Origin of the sequence: Mycobacterium asiaticum (assembly GCF_001673315.1) — a bacterium.
In the GTDB taxonomy this organism is placed as follows: domain Bacteria; phylum Actinomycetota; class Actinomycetes; order Mycobacteriales; family Mycobacteriaceae; genus Mycobacterium; species Mycobacterium asiaticum_B.
This window is the reverse complement of the sequence record NZ_LZLQ01000124.1, coordinates 122609-137063: the sequence shown is the minus strand read 5'-3', so window position 1 is coordinate 137063 and position 14455 is coordinate 122609. Positions and strand designations below refer to the sequence as shown.

16 protein-coding genes are annotated in these 14455 nt (G+C 63.7%); 3 read left to right on the top strand and 13 right to left on the bottom strand.

Annotation, left to right across the window (positions count from 1 at the left end):
- Positions 1–138: 138 nt before the first annotated feature.
- The 11 genes from A5636_RS26270 to A5636_RS19610 all read right to left on the bottom strand — a co-directional run bounded on the left by A5636_RS26270 (position 139) and on the right by A5636_RS19610 (position 10780).
- Complete coding sequence (locus tag A5636_RS26270) at positions 139–2529, bottom strand: hypothetical protein (protein WP_065160299.1); 2391 nt, start codon at positions 2527–2529, stop codon at positions 139–141.
- A complete protein-coding gene (locus A5636_RS19660; RefSeq protein WP_253900648.1) occupies positions 2529–2789 on the bottom strand; it encodes a hypothetical protein in 261 nt (86 codons plus the stop codon). The genes A5636_RS26270 and A5636_RS19660 overlap by 1 nt, the downstream gene beginning before the upstream one ends.
- A gap of 730 nt (positions 2790–3519) precedes the next feature.
- Complete coding sequence (locus tag A5636_RS19650; RefSeq protein WP_155763907.1) at positions 3520–4851, bottom strand: phage major capsid protein; 1332 nt, start codon at positions 4849–4851, stop codon at positions 3520–3522.
- 180 nt (positions 4852–5031) lie between these two features.
- Entirely contained in the window at positions 5032–5331 is a 300-nt protein-coding gene (locus A5636_RS19645) for a hypothetical protein (RefSeq protein ID WP_065160296.1), read from the bottom strand.
- The gene (locus tag A5636_RS19640; protein WP_081287889.1) at positions 5328–6668 is read right to left on the bottom strand and encodes a DUF3631 domain-containing protein; all 1341 of its coding nucleotides are present in this window, start codon (positions 6666–6668) and stop codon (positions 5328–5330) included. The genes A5636_RS19645 and A5636_RS19640 overlap by 4 nt, the downstream gene beginning before the upstream one ends.
- Positions 6665–6964, bottom strand: a complete 300-nt coding sequence (locus A5636_RS19635) for a DUF2742 domain-containing protein (protein WP_065160419.1) — start codon at positions 6962–6964, stop codon at positions 6665–6667. The genes A5636_RS19640 and A5636_RS19635 overlap by 4 nt, the downstream gene beginning before the upstream one ends.
- Positions 6965–6987: 23 nt before the next feature.
- Positions 6988–7173: a DUF6011 domain-containing protein gene (locus A5636_RS27760; RefSeq protein ID WP_367592743.1), complete on the bottom strand. Its 186-nt coding sequence runs from the start codon at positions 7171–7173 to the stop codon at positions 6988–6990.
- Positions 7170–7352, bottom strand: coding sequence for a helix-turn-helix domain-containing protein (locus tag A5636_RS19630; protein ID WP_065160295.1), 183 nt, complete (start codon positions 7350–7352; stop codon positions 7170–7172). The genes A5636_RS27760 and A5636_RS19630 overlap by 4 nt, the downstream gene beginning before the upstream one ends.
- Positions 7353–7472: 120 nt before the next feature.
- Positions 7473–7823 carry a hypothetical protein gene (locus A5636_RS19625; protein ID WP_155763906.1) on the bottom strand — a complete coding sequence of 117 codons (351 nt, stop codon included), beginning with the start codon at positions 7821–7823 and terminating at the stop codon, positions 7473–7475.
- Positions 7820–8953: a tyrosine-type recombinase/integrase gene (locus A5636_RS19620; protein WP_172827277.1), complete on the bottom strand. Its 1134-nt coding sequence runs from the start codon at positions 8951–8953 to the stop codon at positions 7820–7822. Before A5636_RS19620 ends, A5636_RS19625 begins: the two co-directional genes overlap by 4 nt.
- Positions 8954–9265: 312 nt before the next feature.
- Positions 9266–10780 (bottom strand): PE family protein, encoded by a 1515-nt coding sequence (locus A5636_RS19610; RefSeq protein WP_065160291.1) that lies wholly within the window; start codon positions 10778–10780, stop codon positions 9266–9268.
- 265 nt (positions 10781–11045) lie between these two features.
- Here A5636_RS19610 and A5636_RS26265 point away from each other — a divergent pair, with 265 nt between their 5' ends.
- Positions 11046–11183, top strand: a complete 138-nt coding sequence (locus A5636_RS26265; protein WP_155763905.1) for a hypothetical protein — start codon at positions 11046–11048, stop codon at positions 11181–11183.
- A gap of 87 nt (positions 11184–11270) precedes the next feature.
- On the opposite strand, the gene A5636_RS19605 is transcribed toward A5636_RS26265, so the two are convergent.
- Positions 11271–11822: an MPT63 family protein gene (locus A5636_RS19605; protein WP_065160418.1), complete on the bottom strand. Its 552-nt coding sequence runs from the start codon at positions 11820–11822 to the stop codon at positions 11271–11273.
- A 261-nt stretch (positions 11823–12083) separates the two neighbouring features.
- Positions 12084–12926, bottom strand: a complete 843-nt coding sequence (locus A5636_RS19600) for a virginiamycin B lyase family protein (RefSeq protein WP_172827276.1) — start codon at positions 12924–12926, stop codon at positions 12084–12086.
- A gap of 227 nt (positions 12927–13153) precedes the next feature.
- Between A5636_RS19600 and A5636_RS19595 the strand changes: the two genes are divergently transcribed.
- Positions 13154–13540: a hypothetical protein gene (locus A5636_RS19595; RefSeq protein ID WP_155763903.1), complete on the top strand. Its 387-nt coding sequence runs from the start codon at positions 13154–13156 to the stop codon at positions 13538–13540.
- Between the two features lie 167 nt (positions 13541–13707).
- On the top strand, positions 13708–14454 hold the full coding sequence (locus A5636_RS19590; protein ID WP_065160417.1) for an SDR family oxidoreductase: 747 nt from the start codon (positions 13708–13710) through the stop codon (positions 14452–14454).
- The last annotated feature ends 1 nt before the right edge of the window (position 14455 follow it).

Here is a 14455-nt window from a genome sequence, read left to right as displayed (position 1 = left end):
GTCCAGTCCACCCGGGCCAATTCCCCGGCCCGCCGAAAACGTGATCACCTTCAACGACTGCCGACGCCGTCACGCTAGGCGAATCGGCTCCCGCGGTCAGTTCACCGGTGCCATGAAGTAGGCGGGAACCTGAAGCATTCACCCCGGCAAGCCCCCGCCATTGTGGGCGATCATTCCGCGGGACCGGCCGGAGCTAAGGTATTGCTCTTTTTGCTCCTGCACGCTGTGGACCCCACCAACGTTGTAGGGCTGGAAGTCACCGTTGAAGACGTTCGTGACCCCCGGCGCTAGACCCGCTGCGCCTTGCGAAACGGGAGTCGCGTTAGCCGCGATCGCTTCCCCCTGGGAGAAGGCGGCGAGCGCCGGGGCCGGGTTGAGGTCTGAGAACAAGGCGCCCATCAGGTTGATGCCGCCGCTGATGGCGCTGTTGATGGCCCCAGCCGGGCCTGGTGCCATGTCCGCGCCGCCCATCTCCATGCCTCCGCCGCCGCCGGAGGGGCTGACAGGCACGCTGAGCGGTAGCCCGCCCAGGTTTCCCGGCGTAGCCCCGACCCCGGTGCCACGATGGCCGGGGTTTGGACCCGGCATCCTGGTATAGCCACCCGACTCCATGTCGGCCAAGGGCAAATGCGGAGCCCGGGCAAGGCCCATGCCGAAGTTCAACAAACCGCTTCCGAGCCTGGCAATGCCGAAGTCCAGTGGTGATTTGCTTGTTCCGCCGAAGCCCTTGAATACGCTGCCGTCGAGGCCGACCGACTGGGCGATACCGCCTAGCAGGCCGGCGCCGAGCTGCTGGCCCTGGCTTTCAAGGGGGCTGCCGCCGACACCGCCAGCGCCGCTAGCCGGCATCACATAGAGCGGGTCATGCTCCGTGCCGACCGGGCCAGAACTGCCGCTTTTACCCATCGGCAGGTAAGCGTGGTGTTCGAACTGTGGGCTATTTGCGCCGGCCGCGCCAGCTCCTATGGTGAAGCTGTTGTTGGCGCCGCCTTGTTCGGCGTTGACGCCGTTGGGCAGTGTGGCCGCGGTATGGCCTCCGCCAGGGCCACCGTTGTGCCAGCCGATCCGCAGCGACCCCTCCGGCCCCATGCCGGGCAAAAAGCCATGCGACATCAACCAGTCGCCCTCGTTGTCGGTACTGAACCGTTGCCCGGCTGCAGGTGGAGGAAGTCCTAGCGCCACACTGGCGAGCTCGGACACCATGCCGGAGCAGTCATTACGAAGCGCCGTGCTGTACGGGGTCCCTACGAGCGACTGCGCGAATGCGTACAGGTTCGCCACCCGAGACCCGGCCGCGTACAGGCTGGGGCGGTCGGTGACGCTCCCAGCCCCACCGCCGCCGCCTCCTCCTCCTGTGGAGATGCGCGGAAGAGGAGCGGGCGTGGGAGCGGGGGCCGGCGCGGGAGCGGGTGGCGGAGCCGCAGCAGCAGGAGGTGTTGGAGCTGGGAATCCGGGCGCAACATCTATCGGCGCTAATGGCGCGGGGGCGCCCGGAGCGGGCATCGGCGCTACACCCGCAATGGCGGCGAACGGGTCCAGCGATCCCGGGGTGGCCGTGTACGTCACACCCGGAGGCGCATCAGGGGGGCGCGCGGCCGCTGGCGGGACACCCGGAATCGGCATCTGCGCGGCGGGGGCCTGATCAAACGGCTTCGCCGGGAGTGGGCTCGTGGTCCTGGTGGGCGTGGCCCGAATGTCCTGAATGCCGCGATAAATCGCGTACCCACCTGTGGCGAGCAACGCCAGTGGTGCGGCGGCATCTGCGATTACGGCGAGGGCGGCGGCGAACGCCGGTGCGCCGTTGGAGAGTTCCTTTAACGCGTCTGTGGTCTCTTTGATTCCATCTTTAGTGTCGTGGAAGGTACTTGAGAAGTCGCCGAGCTTGCTGTTGACGTCATCCGGTACCTTCCATCCGGCGATGTCGATGCCGAACCTGCTGGCGAGAGGTTCTGCGGTCTGCAGGGTCCCGTTGAGGTCGCCCAAGGTGTTGGCGAAGGCATCTATGCCCGAGTCTTTGATGGAATCGCCGATGTTGCTCAGCGTGACGGCGAATCCTTCCGCCCGCGAGGTCCTGATGGCGTCCCCGATGCCGCCGATCGCGCCCTTGGCCAGGTCTGAGGCGTTGGCGACAAAGCCGACCGCGTTGGACAACCTTTCCCAAGCCGGGAAGGCGGCGGACACTTTGCTACTTACATCCAACGCTTGATCGAAACCGCGACCAAGCTCTGCCCCGATGTCCTTGATTCTCTTTGTGCCGGACTCGAATTCCTTGGTAAAGCCAACTGCCGCATCCGATCCGGAGCGGGAGAACACGTCAGTAATGCTTTTACCGACACCCGAGAAGGTATCCTTGGCTTTGGTTCCAGCCTTGGCGAGATCCTCGTGGATGGTGTTGCCGATGCCTTTGGCGGCCTCACTGAACTTGCCCTTGGCCTGCCTGCCGGCTTCCTCCATCGCCGGCCCAATTTTCGAAGTCTCCGGGGCGACGGGAACCCACAAAGTGGCGAGATTCAAATCGCCGTCAGTCATTAGGCGCCGCCTCCCTTCTCAGTCAATGTTCTAACCGCGGCCAGTCGCCCCCGACGGCCTTGCACCGCAGCGGTACGCAGCTTGTCGAGCAATACAACTAGCACCTTCGCGGCGGCCGGCTGCTGATTGCGCGACTTCGGATCATCCATTAGCCGAGCCAACGCCAGTGCTGTTTGGGCGATGCCGGGGCGGGCATCGCCCAGTCCGTCGATCTCGGCCCCGACGGCCGTTTCAACAGCACCAGGGGTGTCCACGGCCACGGACATGACCTCAGTCGCGCTGGGGGCGTTAGTTCCGGCCCGCCTCTGGCGGTATCGCTGCTGGTAGGCAGTATTCGCGTTGGTGCAATCGGGGCAGTGGCAGCCTTCAATATATAGGCGCCGTGTCCCGTGCTTCGCAGTCAACATGGACTCCAAACGTGTTGCGTATCAATGCATTTCATGTAAAGACGTCCCGCGAAACCCGTTGTGACAGTGTCACTTTCGGATTCGGTGGGCGAAAAACGGTCTCAGCCAAAGGCTCGTCCGCGAGTGAGTTTGCCGCGATTCACATTCCCCCTCCTGACCCGCAGCGATGGTTTGACGTACGTTTGCCAGTGAGATCGCTTGCGGCACAGCGCATTTCATTCGCGGATTGCCTTGCAGCACAAGGGGTTTAACGGTTCGCGTGTACTTGCTCGGTGCGCCTGGCGCTGGTCGCGGCTCGGGTGGGGAGTAAACCACCGTCGTGGCCGTGCCATCCACCCGATGCCTATGGGGAAAGGTAACCCAACGTAGGTGGTTGACGCCAGGCGCACCGAAGTTCATCGCGCGGGTCAAGCCTTGCTTGTGACTCGCTCAACCCAACCTGATCGCTCCCATTCCTGGGCTACGTTCTCAGGCACGGTGAGCGTGTCGCCTTTGATGTACGGCTTGCCGTCGTGAACCACACGCCACCTGTCGCTCACGCGAACCTTGATCTGTTTGTCAGCCATTGCTTTGTTCTCCAAGATCATGAGGTCGGCAGACCGCTGACCAGGTTGATGGCGCCGGGTCGCGGGGTAGCGAGCGCCAACCTGGTTTCTGCGATGAACTGGTAGATGTTTGACGCGGCCTGGCTGTACGGGTCAAAGAACGTCGTGAGGGCTTCACGGACATAGACGACAGCCGCACCGCTGTTGACCGACAAGACGGCTGCTGTCCCGGCGGCCTGCTGTGTGGTCTGCACGCAGGGAACACCCCAAAGCGTTTCCTGCTCAGTCGTTTGGTTGATCGAACCCGCACCTTGCAGCAGCTCTAGCTGGTAGCGGCTGTTGTCGTCTTTGAGCCTGCGTAAAGCGCCTAGTGTTGCCGGGTGGATGAATACGAGGTCCGGGACGAAGAAGTCCTGCCGCAGATCCACGAACGCCTTAGACAGTGTGTCGAGCGGGCTCTCGCTGTTTGCCGAGTCGAGCGCCCGGGTCAACGTGCCGCTGACCTGGTTCACACCGGCGAACCCATTGGCGCCGGTCGTCCCGTTCAACAACAAGTTTGATTCCTTGTTGTAGACGCTTCGAGCCAGGTCGGCGGTCAGATTGTTCGCGAAGGCATCGCCGGCGTCCTGCACCAACTCGTGGGTGAGGTTGATTCGGCCGGCGACCTTAGCTGGGCGCACGTACTGCTCAGTGATGACGGGGGTGAGGTCGGGTTTGGTTGCACCCTCAGCGACGTAGGCGGCCTCAGCACCGTTGGAATCGTGGCGGAAGTAGGCGATCCCAGGCCCCTCCATCGCCACGTTCGGCAGGAAATTGGCGACACGCGTCAGCTCGTATGGAAGGCCGTAGTAACCCATAGGGCCGAGTTGCTGAATCGGCGGCAGCAAGTTGGGGCTCAGACCGCCGCTGGTGACGGCGGCCTTGGTGTGAACACCGCCCATAAACCCGTGCTCGATGCCTATGGAGCCGATCTGCACCTTGAAGCTGTGGCCCTGCAGCGCGGCTTGCTTGAGCGCGGCAATCTGAGATTTGTCGATCTCATACATGGAGGTGGGCCGGATCAGGTTCTCCATCCCGGGTGCGAATCCTTTGAACGAAATGCCGTTGTCGTCGTCGCCGGGATTGGTGTCGCCGCGGCCCCACTCGGTGGGTGATGCGTAGCTACTCATACATGTTGCTTTCTCGTGAGTCTCTTTCTTGCCGAGCAGGGAGAAACCTTCGTCGTTTAGCCGCGCTAGATGGTCGGCCTGCTTCTGGCTGAGATTGGGATTGTTGACGAGCCGTTTGATTTCGACGCCGATCTCGTCAAGACGCGCCTGCTGGACTCTGGTCCACATTGGGTGATCCTTCAAGGAATCGAGTTGCGCCACAGTAGTTTCGGACGCACAAAAAGTGAAGGGAAGGGACGCCGATTCGCGTTTCGGCTGTTTAGTGACGGCGGAGTCTTCGGCGGCGGGCGGAAACGGCGGATTCCTCGGCGGTCGCTGGTCTCTAAATTACACCGTGGGGATTTGGATATGCAACGGCTTGAGTTCCAATTCCTCCGGGGCTCACGATTCCGCTTCGGCCAAGGCCTTGAACCTGGCCTCGGCAATGGCTGGGTCACGGTTGCCGGCATCAAACGCAGCAAGCCACCGACAGGTGGCATCGCAGAGAGTCCGTAGCTTGATTTCCTCTGCGCTCAGCGAACCGCGGCGAGCCAGAATCGTATCGACCTTCAGCATCTTGATACCAAGTGCGCCCAGCTCTGCGCCTGAAAGGTCGTGAGGAACAGGGAAGCCGTCGGGGGCCAATGGGATCAGGTGTTGCATGGCTTTGAACTCGTAGTAGTCGCGTTGTTCGGAGATCATTGTGTTGCGCTCCCTGTTGTAGTGGACATCTCGCAGTACGTGCAGGCCCGTGGTTGGTTCGTGCATACGCAGTCAGGCCGGCGGGATATGACGTCGAGCGGGATTGGCTGCTGAGGACCGGTTACAGCAGTTACACCGGTTGCGGTTTCGGGTTCTCTGAGCAGGGCGGTTTCGGCTGTAACCGATGTAACCGATGAATCGGGGCTTAGGTAGCGGCTCCAGGCATCCTCGAACTGGGTGCGCGAATACCCCTTCATCACTGTGCCTTCGGTCCGGTGCGCCTTCGAACCGATCCCATACTTATTGAGCCGGCTAGCTAAGCCGCGCGCGTCGAGCGGTTCACCGCGGCGGATGCTGCCCCACGGCGACTCATCCATCCGGTTGAGAGCACACAACAGATCGAGCGTCGTCATCTTGTCCTGGCCGCCGGCGCTGAATGCCGTGCGGATGTCTTGCAGCAGCAGCACACCCAAACTGGGCTTCCGCCCCCTCGACGCGGTTACAAGGGTTACAGCGGCTACACGCGCCGTTTCGGGCCAGTCGCCCCCGGCCAGGTCGGCAACAGCGATCAACGCTTCCCACACGTCGGCGTCACGGTCAGTGACTTCCAGCGGAAGTGTTGGCCAACCGCCGCCAAGCGGCTCGACGCCGTTCGACCACGCGATCAGCCGCCGGTACAACGTGGCGGCTTCGGGACCGTTGACGCGCTGACGCCACGGCTCGACCGGCTCACCAGGTGCACGGCGCCGCATACGGCACACCACCGAGCGGGACATGAGGGTGTCGGGCAGGTCGTCGAGGCCTGCGAGCGCTACGGCGCAGTAAGCGGGCAGATCCTCGGTTTCGACGTTCTTGCCGCGCATGACGCAGCGCCCGGCTATCGCGCCTCTGCGGTGCCCGGCGTTGAGCATCCCGCGGATGTCCTCGTTGTCCTTGGCCTTGGGACCGAACACCGTGTCAATCTCGTCGTACAGGATCGTGGGGGGAGTTGGCTTTCCATCCTCATCCGTCTCAGCAACCTTCCGAAACAGATAAGCCGGTGTGGTGTTGACAGCGTGAATCGGATTCGGCACGAGAGGCTCGGTGACTTCCAGTGCGCGCGACTTCCCGCTGCCCGGCTCTGGTGACAGGAACGCGATTCGCGGTGTGCTGTCCCAGCACTCCATGAACCACGTATGCGCGATCCAGAGAGCATGGGCGGTCAATTCGTGCTGGCTGGGATAAACCACGAATCGGGACAGAAACGCGCGGATCTCATCGAGCAGCTCAGCACCGTCCGGGTTGTCCTCCTCGTACAACTCCCGTAACTCGTCACTGCGATCAGCGTCGTAACTCATCGGCTGACCACCCGCTTCGCCCAGGGACGAGCGTCGCGGAAGTCCCTGAGCTGCTGCATTTCTCGCGACAGCTTCGACCAGTCGGCAGCACCCGATACGCCTTTCGAAGCCTCGGCGCGGGCCTGCTGGTTGAGCTCGAGCCGTAAGGCGTGGTGCTGCGATCCGTCCAGCAGGGCGCACCATTTGCGCGGATCCTCATGCGCCAAGCTGCACCAGGCAGGTGTCCCCAGTGTCGGCCAATCACTGACCTGATTGAGCACGGGCCGGATAAACTCGTGGACGGTCAGCCAGTTCACTTGTTGCGACCAAATCGCGGAACTCATGCGGCCACCGCCTCGGCTACACGGCATTTGCGCCAGCACACCGGGCCACGCTGACGCGACACTGACAACACCGCGCGTAACGGCCGGCGACAACGACGGCAGCGAACGCTAGACTCTGAGGCATTGATGTGGTTGCGAATGGGCCGGTTCTGTGGAGGGGCCGGCCTTTTTCGTTGAGTCATGCGGCACCGCCACCAACGGGCTGGAAGCTGGCCTCTAGCTCATCAAGGTCGACCTTGATGAGCCGCGGCCCGACGCGATAGGCCTTAATTCGGCCGCTGGCAATGTAACGGCGGATTGTCCTTGGGTGGACGTTGGCGTATTCGGCCGCCGCAGAAAGTGATTCGAGCCGCTTGGGCATGACAAACCTCCGGGGGTTTGTCTCTTGCCCAGGGAGATCAGGTTACGCCCAAAGGACGAGGCTGCTTGAGACTTAAGTTAGCACACGTGCCGTTGATGTCACGCCTGGTGACACGTGTGTTCACTGCTGCCAAAGGCCCTCCCACGCGCCGCGGCTCGTCAGGGTGACGGCGCTCTCGCGCCGCTGAGCCGCGCCGAACAGGGCGCCGACATCAACTGGATGGCCTGTCTTGCATGCGGCGCACCATAGGTCGATCTGTACCACTTCCCCGACGGGCGAACGGCGTTGCTGCTCGGACCCAGCTGATAGGTATTTCATACCGTCCTGCGGAGATTCGACCCCTTCCGGGTCGCTGGGGGTCGTCAACACCGAGCTGCGATAGGTCAGAATCAAACCCTCCGCATCAGCAGCGATACTTGCAATTCGGTGGGCGCGAGAACTTCGACTACAGAACACTTTTGTAATCGTCATTTCTGATTTCCTCCTGCCAGCTTGGATAAGCGTTCGGCAATCTCGGCATCACGACCCTCCGCGACGTGCTGATACCGCAGGGCCATCTGCGGCGTGCTGTGACCGAGCCTATGCATGAGTTCTGCTGTGGTGGCACCGCTTTGGGCAGCTAAAACGGCACCGACGTGACGTAGGTCGTGGACGCGCAGGTTGGGTTTTCCAATGGCGGCCCGCGCCTTCTCCCAGTGTGGGCGGTAATTGTCGCCGTGCATATGTCGCTCGCCAGGGGTGTCAGTTGAATCGACGCCCTTTTCACGGGCAACCGTGAAAAGAAGCGAATCTGGGGCGCTAGCCACGTGGTTCTTGAGGTGTGCCTTGATGATTGGTCGTATGTGCGGAGGGACCGCGATATCTCGCACGCCGGCTGCAGTTTTCGGTTCTCCTACGATGAACTCGCCTCTGCGGTATGTGACTGCGCGGCGGACGCGTAGGGCGGCGCAGTCTTTGCTGAGGTCTTTGCGGCGGAGTTCCGAGGTCTCGCCCCACCGCAGTCCGCACCAGGCGGCCAGTATGACGCTGGCACGGAGCTCTGCTGGCATCTTGGATGCTAACCGGTCAACCTCTGCCGGGCTGAGGACATCGACATCGCGTTTGCGTTTGGTCTGCATGGCTGCACGGATGCGGCAAGGGTTCGCATCGAGCACTTCGTCTTGGACGGCTGTCGCGCAGATGGCGTGCAATAGCGCGTACGCGTGCGCGTTACGCGTTGGGTGGTCGGCGCCGAGCGCGGCATGCCACTGTCGAATCTTGGCCGGCGTCAGCGTGACTATCTTTATGTCGCCGAGATCAGACAGGATCAGTCGCTCAAGCATCGACTCATAGTGATGGCGAGTACGAGGCCGCAGTGATCGTTGCTCGATCCACCTGTCGGTGTAGGCGCGTAGCGTGATTCCGTCTGAGCGCTCGACAGCGCCCCAGGTGCCTAGCTCAATCTTTCGTCGTTCCGCTGCCAGCCATCCTTCAGCGTCGGCCTCAGCTGCGTAGGTTCTGGGCGCGCGGTGCAAGTTCGCGTCCGGGCCAATGTAGGCCGCGCTGTAGCGACCCGACCGTTCCTTCCGTATTCGTCCGAACCCACGACGCCTACGTGACATCTGCCGAATCTCCGCGCAATATTTGCACAACATGAGTGTACCGATGTGTCCGGCAGTGTCATATACTGCCGGGTAGGTGGAAGTGCCGAATCTGCAGATCAAAGCATGGAAACCGCAGGTAATCACAGTCACCACGTCGCAACTGTCCGTCAGGTTCGAATCCTGCCGGGGGCACCCACGTTTGACCTGCATAAACAGGATATCCGCGGTGCCGTACCTATCCCCGGTCGACGATGCCATCCAGGAACTGGAGCTGGCAGGCAAACCACATGCGGTGAGTGACAATCCGATCGGCGGCGTGGGTCCAGAACGCTAAAGACCGGTTGGCCCCGGCAGGCCGAATAACAAGCCGCCTTCGCCGCCTTGTCCGGCGGTGTTGTTGGGATAGTATCTGTCGCCGCCGGCGCCGCCGTTGCCGATCAACTGGGCGTTTCCGCCGGTCCCGCCCTTACTTGCGCCGGCGAGGCTATTGAGGCCGACACCTACATTCCCACCGTTGCCACCGCTGCCGAAGAGCGCGGCATTGCCGCCGTTGCCGCCGCTCGTCGTGAAGGCACCATTGCCCCCGGTACCGCCACCGCCACCGTTGCCCAACAACCCCATGGCGTTGCCACCGGCACCGCCGATTCCGCCGACGGTGTTGGCGGCCTGTCCGCCGGTGCCGCCGTGTCCGCCGCTGCCGAAGATTCCCACAGCATTGCCGCCGGTCCCGCCGGCGCCACCCGCACCGCCACTGATGTGCTGGCCACCGTCACCGCCGCGACCGCCATCTCCGAAGAACGTGCCGCCGTTCCCGCCCGCGCCCCCGGTGCCAGCGGTGCCTGCGGTGTTGTTGAGTCCTCCGGTTCCGCCGGTACCACCGTTGCCGATCAAACCCGCATTGCCGCCACTCCCGCCGTGCTGGGTGCCGCTGCCGCTGCCGCCGGAACCACCATTGCCGCTCAGCATTCCTGCGGCGCCGCCGTCCCCGCCAACGGCGCCCGACAGGCCGAATCCCGCGTCACCACCTGTGCCACCGTTGCCGTACATCAGGCCGCCGTGGCCGCCGTGTCCGCCCGCGCCCCCGGTGCCGGAAATACCGGTTCCCAGTGCTAATCCGCCGACACCGCCGGCGCCCCCGTGGCCGAAGAGTCCGACCGCATCCCCGCCGAGGCCGCCGGCACCGGCCGTGCCAGCAACCGCGCTGAAATAGTTGCCACCAGCGCCTCCGGCACCGCCGTTGCCGAGTAATAGTCCTCCCGCGCCACCCGCGCCGCCTCGGTCGGGTTGACTGGTGGTAACCACCCCGGCCGCGCCGCCAGTGCCGCCGTTTCCGATCAATCCGGCGCCCCCGCCATTGCCTCCGGACATGTTGGTTGCGCCGGAGCCGCCGTTGCCGCCATTGCCCCACAACAGACCGCCGGCCCCACCGGCCGCCCCGGAGCCCGGCGCTGCGTTGGCACCGTCTCCAATCAACGGGCGCTGCAGCAGCGCCTGGGTGGGTGCGTTGATCACATCGAGCACTTGCTGCTGGAAGGCCTGCCATGGGTTGGCCGCAGCCGCGGCGTTGACCGCTTCGGCGTAGGCATACGCGCCGCCGGCCGCGTTCAAAGCCTGCGCAAACTGCTGCTGATATCCCGACACTTGGGCACTGACGGCCTGGTAATCGACCGCGTGTGCGCCGAATAACCGCGTCACCGCGGCCGATATCTCATCCGCACCGGCCGCCACTATCGCCGTTGTCGGCGCCGCCGCAGCGGCGCCGGCCTCGCTGATCGCCGAACCGATATTCGCCAGTTTTGTGGCGGCCGCCGCCAACAGCTCGTTCTGCATTACGACAAACGACATCTGACACCCCGCTTCTTATAGCGGAGCGGCGGTCGGCCCTTTAGTCGATCGTCGGGCCGCAAAGTAAGGGACGTAGTTTACCGCGTTTGTTGCAATCGCATAGGTGTTTTATCGCAACTTCCTGTGAGCCGCAAAGGCTGCGCGAGCGACCCAGGCGTGCGGCCACAGCCAGAAGACTTAGTGTCGATCGACGCGAAAAGCACTGTCCGGCAGCGCTAGCGGCGCTGACACCCGCGCTGCTCCGGGGCCGCCATCAACCCCGGCGGTGGGTCGACCTTCCGACAGCATCACCCCCGTCGACGACGCGATCGCGGTGGCTGCGGAGACCGTTGACGACAGCACAGACCGATTACTGGCGATCGTCTTTCGCGGCCTCACCGAATCGTCACCCACCACGCGGTAAACCGCCGGCGTCGACGAGTTTCTGCGGGCAAGCCTGTGACGCGAAGGGCTGACGTCCAGGCTCGGGCTTGTGCTTATCCGAATGGGATCAGCTCGCGGGGGCCGGAAGCCCACCCGGAGCCGGGTTTGACGGCGACTCACTCGGCGTCCCGGCTTCCGGGATGTTCGACGTCCAGATAAGAATGTCCTGTAATCCGTCGTTGTAGACGACACCGTTGGGCGGCGCCCCCGTCGCGTCGAAATACAAGCTGCCGGTCGATTCGCTGCCCTGCGGGATCGGCGCCGGGTTGAGGCCATTCGGTACCTGGGCTTTGTCGATCAGCTTGTAGGTCTGTCCGTTGGGCCCCCGGGCGCTGAAATTCTTGACCATCGGGGTGACTGTGCCGGCATCCGATCTGGCGGTGATATCCGCCTGGTAGAGCGTGCCTTTCGGCGTGTATCCGGGAATTGTGATCGTGCTGGGCTGCAGGTTGCTGACCGTGTAGGTGGTAATCATCGGCCCGCTGATCAGCTGTTGCCTGCTGCCGAACGGTTGGACATTCGGCGGCGCGGCAGTAGCGGTCCCGACGCCGAAAGCGCCCGCCGTCGCTATTCCCATGGCACCGATGGTCGCCTTGAGTGTGGTGATTGTGACCCTCACGATGGGCTCCTTATTTACTCCGCAATCGTTCGAGCGGCCACCCAATTTGCCGGTGGGATAGACCGCACTCAAACGGCATAACCAAAAGCGACTGATCCAAACCTTCTTTCCATCGGAATAGGGCCATGCCACCTGCGGAAATTTGCGAATCAAGCCAAATGATTCTGCTCAGCAACCGGATTGAATTAATGGTCGGGCATCGCACAATCAAGCATGCCGAGAGTGCCGCGGAGCACGCGCCGCGTGAGTACTGCCCAACCGTCACACCGTCGGCAATCGCATGACGTAACCGGCCTCCAGCGCTGCCCACAACGCCCCATCGGGTCCGATCGCCAGGCCGTGCGGCTCACTGCCCGCGGGCAGGTCGATCAAGGTGACCTCACCGTCGGCGCTGACACCGGCTATCTGGTCGGAGCCCCATAGGCTCACCCAGACACCGCCGGTCGGATTGGCTATCACCGCATGTGGCTTGCCCGGCAAGTCGAGTTCCTGGATAGCGTCGTCGACCGGGATGCGGCCGAGTTTGCCTGCCAGGACTTCGGTGAACCACACCGCGTCGTCGTGTGTGGCCGTGATGCCAACCGGACCGGCACCCGGCGTCGGCAGGTCGCGAATCGTGAGGTCGCCTGTCAGCGACAACCTACCGACCGCATTGGCTTGATTCAGCGTGAACCACAATGCTCCGTCGGGACCAGCGGCGAGCATCGAGGGCATCCCTCCCGGAACGGCGACGTCCGTCACCACCCCGTCAACGTCGATCCGGCCCACCACGCCCGAGTTCATGGCGGTGAACCACAGCGCGCCGTCCGGCCCCGCGGCGAGCCCGAAAGGAGCAGTGCCGCTGGCTAATTCAACGTCACTGAGGTCACCATCTACCGTAATCCTCCCGATCCGGTCATCACCGGTACGGGTAAACCATAGTGCGCCGTCCGGCCCCGGGGCGATGATCGACGGCTTGCTCTCCGGCGCAACCGGATACACGTCGAGGCCACCGTCGCCGGCGACGCGGGCGATCCCGCCGCTGTGCACCAGCGTCACCCACATCGCACCGTCGGGCCCTGCGGCCAGAGCGTACGGACCACCCGTGACGGGGACTTCGAGAATGCGATGGCTTGACACCGGACTCCCCCTTCGGTTCTTACGCTTGTCGATTCTCATCCGGTCGCATCAGCCCGGCACCCGGTTGTAGCAGCCGCACTGCATCAGCCGCAAAGGGATCCGGCACGCGCGGGGCGACCCCAGAATGCGTACCGATCCCTCGGCCCCACCTCGACGGGTTGTTCACGGGACTGGTGGGTAACCTTCAACCCAATTCCGATGAGGTGGTCAATGTGACAGGTACGCAACGCGGTGACGCCGGCGACCGATCGCTGATCGAGGACGCTCTCAACCACATTCGCGAGGCGGCACCCGTCGGGTGGCAGCGCGTACGCGTCGAATTCATGTCGGCAGCCGAGCCGCCGTGGGCGCGGGGATGGGCGGTAGTCGGATCGGACACCTTGCCCGTGCCCGTCCTCCCGATAGCCCTCGAACTGCTCACGGAATATCAACGCCGCGCCGTGGCCGGTGGTGGCGCTGGGTTCCGCAAGGTGGTCGTCGAATGCGACTACACCGAAGTGTTGACAGTCCACACCGAACCCGCGCAAACTTCCGGCCCGGCTTCCGCCTCGAACGCAGAACGCGGGGGCAGGTTCCGCAGAATGTGGTCGCGTCGGTAGCGAACCCTCGTCCTGCAAGTGACGCGCTGAGGGCACGGGCCCTCGTCTTGCAAAGAACGTGCTGAGGGCAGCAGGGACGCGCGAGATCGAATTTCCCGGGAATAGGTGAAACGTCACGCATGTTGCAGGGTGCGTCGGCAACACGCAAGCAATGAAGGGAAGCGATGATGGGTCAATTGGACGGCAAGACGGCGCTGGTCACGGGCGGCACCTCCGGCATCGGCCTGGCCGCCGCGCAGCGCCTGGCGGCCGAAGGTGCGCACGTGTTTCTCACCGGCCGTCGCCAAAATGTCCTCGACGAGGCGGTCGCATCAATCGGCACCGCCGCGACCGGGCTGCGCAGCGACGTCTCGCACCCCGAGGATCTCGACGCCGTGGCCGCAGCGATCCAGGCTCGCGGGCGCGGGCTGGACATTATTTTCGCCAACGCCGGCGGCGGAAGCTTTGCGGCGCTGGGTGACATCACTGCCGAGAACTTCAACGACACCTTCTCGATCAACGTCGGCGGCACCCTGTTCACCGTGCAGAAGATGCTTCCGCTGCTGAACTCCGGTGCCTCGATCGTGCTGACCGGATCCACCGCGGCATACAACGGCACCCCTGCCTTCAGCGTGTACGCGGCCAGCAAAGCGGCGATCCGTTCGTTCGGACGGACGTGGGCCGCGGAACTGGCCGACCGCGGGATTCGAGTCAACACCGTGGTGCCGGGCCCGGTGGAGACACCCGGCCTCAAAGATCTGGCGCCCGCTGGTGCTGAGCAGGAGTTGCTCGATGCAGAGGCGGCGAAGGTGCCGTTGGGGCGGGTCGGACGTCCCCGCGAGATTGCCTCAGCTGTCCTCTTCCTGGCATCAGCCGAAAGCAGCTTCATGACCGGTGCCGAATTGTTCGTCGACGGCGGTGCGGAACAAATCTGAG

Excerpts from the sequence above, each read along its gene's own strand:
- A5636_RS27760 (WP_367592743.1), bottom strand. The coding sequence starts at position 7,173 with ATGACTCAACGAAAAAGGCCGGCCCCTCCACAGAACCGGCCCATTCGC.
- A5636_RS26270 (WP_065160299.1), bottom strand. The coding sequence starts at position 2,529 with ATGACTGACGGCGATTTGAATCTCGCCACTTTGTGGGTTCCCGTCGCC.
- A5636_RS19590 (WP_065160417.1), top strand. The coding sequence starts at position 13,708 with ATGGGTCAATTGGACGGCAAGACGGCGCTGGTCACGGGCGGCACCTCC.
- A5636_RS19620 (WP_172827277.1), bottom strand. The coding sequence starts at position 8,953 with ATGTCACGTAGGCGTCGTGGGTTCGGACGAATACGGAAGGAACGGTCG.
- A5636_RS19630 (WP_065160295.1), bottom strand. The coding sequence starts at position 7,352 with ATGCCCAAGCGGCTCGAATCACTTTCTGCGGCGGCCGAATACGCCAAC.
- A5636_RS19645 (WP_065160296.1), bottom strand. The coding sequence starts at position 5,331 with ATGATCTCCGAACAACGCGACTACTACGAGTTCAAAGCCATGCAACAC.
- A5636_RS19640 (WP_081287889.1), bottom strand. The coding sequence starts at position 6,668 with ATGAGTTACGACGCTGATCGCAGTGACGAGTTACGGGAGTTGTACGAG.
- A5636_RS19625 (WP_155763906.1), bottom strand. The coding sequence starts at position 7,823 with ATGACGATTACAAAAGTGTTCTGTAGTCGAAGTTCTCGCGCCCACCGA.
- A5636_RS19610 (WP_065160291.1), bottom strand. The coding sequence starts at position 10,780 with ATGTCGTTTGTCGTAATGCAGAACGAGCTGTTGGCGGCGGCCGCCACA.